Annotated in this window: 4 protein-coding genes and 1 tRNA gene; 2 read left to right on the top strand and 3 right to left on the bottom strand. The window is 60.3% G+C overall.

The genetic code is table 11. The features are described 5' to 3' along the window. The first annotated feature begins 212 nt into the window (after nucleotides 1-212). Nucleotides 213-301, top strand: a tRNA-OTHER gene (locus KBT70_RS06620). A gap of 16 nt (nucleotides 302-317) precedes the next feature. On the opposite strand, the gene pyrF is transcribed toward KBT70_RS06620, so the two are convergent. From pyrF to KBT70_RS06605, 3 genes are all read right to left on the bottom strand, one after another. Continuing rightward, nucleotides 318-1,010, bottom strand: coding sequence for an orotidine-5'-phosphate decarboxylase (gene pyrF / locus KBT70_RS06615; protein WP_296630095.1), 693 nt, complete (start codon nucleotides 1,008-1,010; stop codon nucleotides 318-320). A 58-nt stretch (nucleotides 1,011-1,068) separates the two neighbouring features. Continuing rightward, nucleotides 1,069-1,323 carry a hypothetical protein gene (locus KBT70_RS06610; RefSeq protein ID WP_296630092.1) on the bottom strand — a complete coding sequence of 85 codons (255 nt, stop codon included), beginning with the start codon at nucleotides 1,321-1,323 and terminating at the stop codon, nucleotides 1,069-1,071. A gap of 134 nt (nucleotides 1,324-1,457) precedes the next feature. Beyond that, nucleotides 1,458-1,712 (bottom strand): hypothetical protein, encoded by a 255-nt coding sequence (locus tag KBT70_RS06605; protein ID WP_296630090.1) that lies wholly within the window; start codon nucleotides 1,710-1,712, stop codon nucleotides 1,458-1,460. Nucleotides 1,713-1,947: 235 nt separating this feature from the next. Between KBT70_RS06605 and KBT70_RS06600 the strand changes: the two genes are divergently transcribed. Next, the coding region (locus KBT70_RS06600) for a Clp protease N-terminal domain-containing protein (RefSeq protein ID WP_296630087.1) at nucleotides 1,948-3,128 on the top strand (1,181 nt) is incomplete at its 3' end.

Genomic DNA, 3,128 nt, shown 5'->3' with positions numbered 1-3,128 from the left:
TAATAATAATTATCTACTTTAATATAATGTTTCAGTGGGAGAGCTATTGTGCCACCCACTTAAGATTTGCACTAATAGTAGATGCTTAAACTCTTATTTTTCTTAGTGGTGTTTTGTAGTGGTTCGTTCTGTTGGCGCTGAAGCTGTCACACATCTTGTCACACATTGCTTGATGTATTACACACGACGGCGAGTAACAGAGCGATTCAAACGCGGGTATTAGCGCTTTCTTATCAAGAAGGCGTCATCACGAAAGCTTCCCAAGCTTCAGTTACGGGTTCGATTCCCGTTACCCGCTCCAGAAACTCCAGACTTTCTCAGCCACGCAATTCCGACAGAATCGCCTCGGCCGCCGCGCGCGGGTCTTGGGCGGACCAGATGGGGCGCCCGACGACGATGTGATCGGCCCCGTCGGCGATGGCCTGTGCCGGGGTTGCCACCCGTTTTTGATCGCCCAAGGCAGAACCCGCAGGGCGCACACCAGGGGTGACGATCAGGCGGCCTGCGGCCTCAGGCAACGCGCGGATCATCGCGGCCTCTTGCGGGCTGGCAATCACGCCATCGGCCCCGGCGTCGAACGCGCGGCCCGCGCGCTCGGCCACCAGATCGGGCATATCGCCCGCTTTGATCATGCCGGCATCAAGATCGGCCCGGTCGAGCGAGGTCAGGATCGTCACCGCGAGGATTTTCATCGGCTTGCCCGACGCCCCCTCTTTGGCAGCACGCACCACATGGGGATCACCATGCACGGTCAGGAAATCCAAATCAAATTGCGCCAGTCCCCGCACCGCTGCCTCGATCGTAGCACCGATGTCAAAGAGCTTCATGTCGAGGAAAATGCGCTTGCCATGCTCGGACTTGAGCTCATTGGCAAGAGCCAGCCCGCCCCCTGTGAGCATCCCGAGGCCAATCTTGTAAAATCCGACAGAGGTGCCCAATTGCTCGGCCAGTTTCAGCCCGGCAAGCGCGTTGGGCACGTCGAGGGCGACAATCAGGCGGTCATCAGTCATGGGGCGCGGTCCTATTGTGGCAGGTGTCGCGCCCTTGTCGCGGCGACGATGCGCGGCGTCAAGCCTCTGCGCACATCCCGTCAAGGGCAGAGGCCGCCAGAGTGATCCGGGTCACGTCGCGGCGAAACTCGGGCAAACGCCGCAATTGCCGCAGCGCATCCAGCCACAGCGCGTCATCGCTCGCCTCTTTGGCAGGGGCTGTCACATTCAGGCTGATCTGTCCTGATTCCGTTTCCAGCAACAGTACGCCGCTCACACGGTCGGCATGTTTGTCCCGACGCACATCGCGCGCCCGCACCTTGGTAATATGCATCTTGCGAACCTCTTCACTCTTTACTTCACAAACGGCGCGGAACGCCGGTCGTTTACAGCCCTGACACTAAAGATATTTCTCCACCTTTTCACGGTGAAATCGTGTTCGTTTCAAACCTTTTTCGCGGCGGGCGTTCAGGCGGCCCATGCCGGGGCCGGGCGATCCGATACCCTGCGCAGCCGCAGGTCCGCGCGACCAGAGCGGTGCAGGTGTCGGGCGCAGTCCATGAGGCCGCGCACCACAAATGCAAACTCTGCCGTAAGAGGCGCGCGAAACTGCGCCGGATAGACCAGCCGCACCGGCCCTTCGGCCACCTCGGCCCTTGCAACGAATGCCGCCCACTCGGGATTGTATCCGACGGCCTCCAGTCTCACCATCTGTTCAGACATCGTTCCTGTCCTTTGCTCCGGGCACGTGCGCCCTGTGGATAACTATGGAAAAGATCGGTATTCCAAGGGGGTTCGCCAAGAGCCCGTCACGAAATCGTGGCCTACGCGCGATTCAGGGGCGATCCGCCTTGAACCTCACGGGGCCGTTACCCATTTATGCTCCAAGGTCCCCGACCGACGCATGCCTAACGCTGGGTGCGCCACCGGGGGAACGCTTGTCAAAAGGAGAATGCCCATGGACTTCAACAAGTTCACGGAACGGTCGCGTGGTTTCATTCAGGCGGCACAGACCATAGCGATGCGCGAGAGCCATCAGAAATTATCCCCCGAACACATCCTCAAGGCGCTGCTCGATGACCCCGAGGGGTTGGCGAGCAATCTGATCAAACGTGCTGGTGGCGCGCCCGAGCGCGTGACGCAGGCCAATGACATCGCATTGGCCAAAATCCCGCGCGTGTCAGGCGATGCCGGGCAAACCTATATGGACCAACAAACCGGCAAGGTTCTGGCCGAGGCCGAGAAGCTGGCGCAAAAGGCGGGCGACAGCTTTGTTCCAGTAGAGCGCATCCTGACCGCACTGGCGCTGGTGAAATCCGGGGCCAAGGAGGCGTTGGAGGCTGGGGCGGTTTCCGCCCAGAAGATCAACGAAGCGATCAACGACATCCGAAAGGGACGCACGGCAGACTCTGCATCGGCAGAGGATACCTATGAAGCGCTGGACAAGTATTCCCGCGACCTGACCAAAGCAGCGCGCGAGGGCAAGATTGATCCCATCATTGGCCGCGACGACGAAATCCGCCGTGCGATGCAGGTGCTCAGCCGCCGGACCAAGAACAACCCGGTTTTGATCGGGGAGCCGGGGGTGGGTAAAACCGCCATCGCCGAGGGTCTGGCCCTGCGCATCGTCAATGGCGACGTGCCCGAGTCCCTGCGCAACAAGCGTCTCTTGTCGCTCGACATGGGGGCGCTGATTGCGGGGGCCAAGTATCGCGGCGAATTCGAGGAGCGACTCAAGGGCGTGCTGAACGAAGTCACCTCTGCCGCAGGTGAAATCATCCTCTTCATCGACGAGATGCACACACTTGTGGGTGCCGGCAAGGCAGATGGGGCCATGGATGCCGCCAACCTGATCAAACCGGCGCTGGCGCGCGGGGAATTGCACTGTATCGGGGCGACCACGCTCGATGAATACCGCAAGCATGTGGAGAAGGACGCGGCCCTCGCCCGCCGGTTCCAGCCGTTGATGGTGGAAGAGCCGACAGTAGAGGATACGATTTCGATCCTGCGCGGCATCAAGGAGAAATACGAGCTGCACCACGGTGTGCGCATCTCTGACTCGGCGCTGGTGGCGGCGGCGACGCTCTCGCACCGCTATATCACCGACCGCTTCCTGCCCGACAAGGCGATCGACCTGAT

The sequence above is a fragment of the Roseovarius sp. genome (assembly GCF_018066915.1).
Classification (GTDB): Bacteria; Pseudomonadota; Alphaproteobacteria; order Rhodobacterales; family Rhodobacteraceae; genus Roseovarius.
The sequence above is the reverse complement of the archived record's forward strand: the minus strand, read 5'-3'. Positions and strand labels throughout refer to the sequence as shown.

Coding starts and splice junctions, on each gene's coding strand:
- pyrF (WP_296630095.1), bottom strand. CDS start 1,010: ATGACTGATGACCGCCTGATTGTCGCCCTCGACGTGCCCAACGCGCTT.
- KBT70_RS06605 (WP_296630090.1), bottom strand. CDS start 1,712: ATGTCTGAACAGATGGTGAGACTGGAGGCCGTCGGATACAATCCCGAG.
- KBT70_RS06610 (WP_296630092.1), bottom strand. CDS start 1,323: ATGCATATTACCAAGGTGCGGGCGCGCGATGTGCGTCGGGACAAACAT.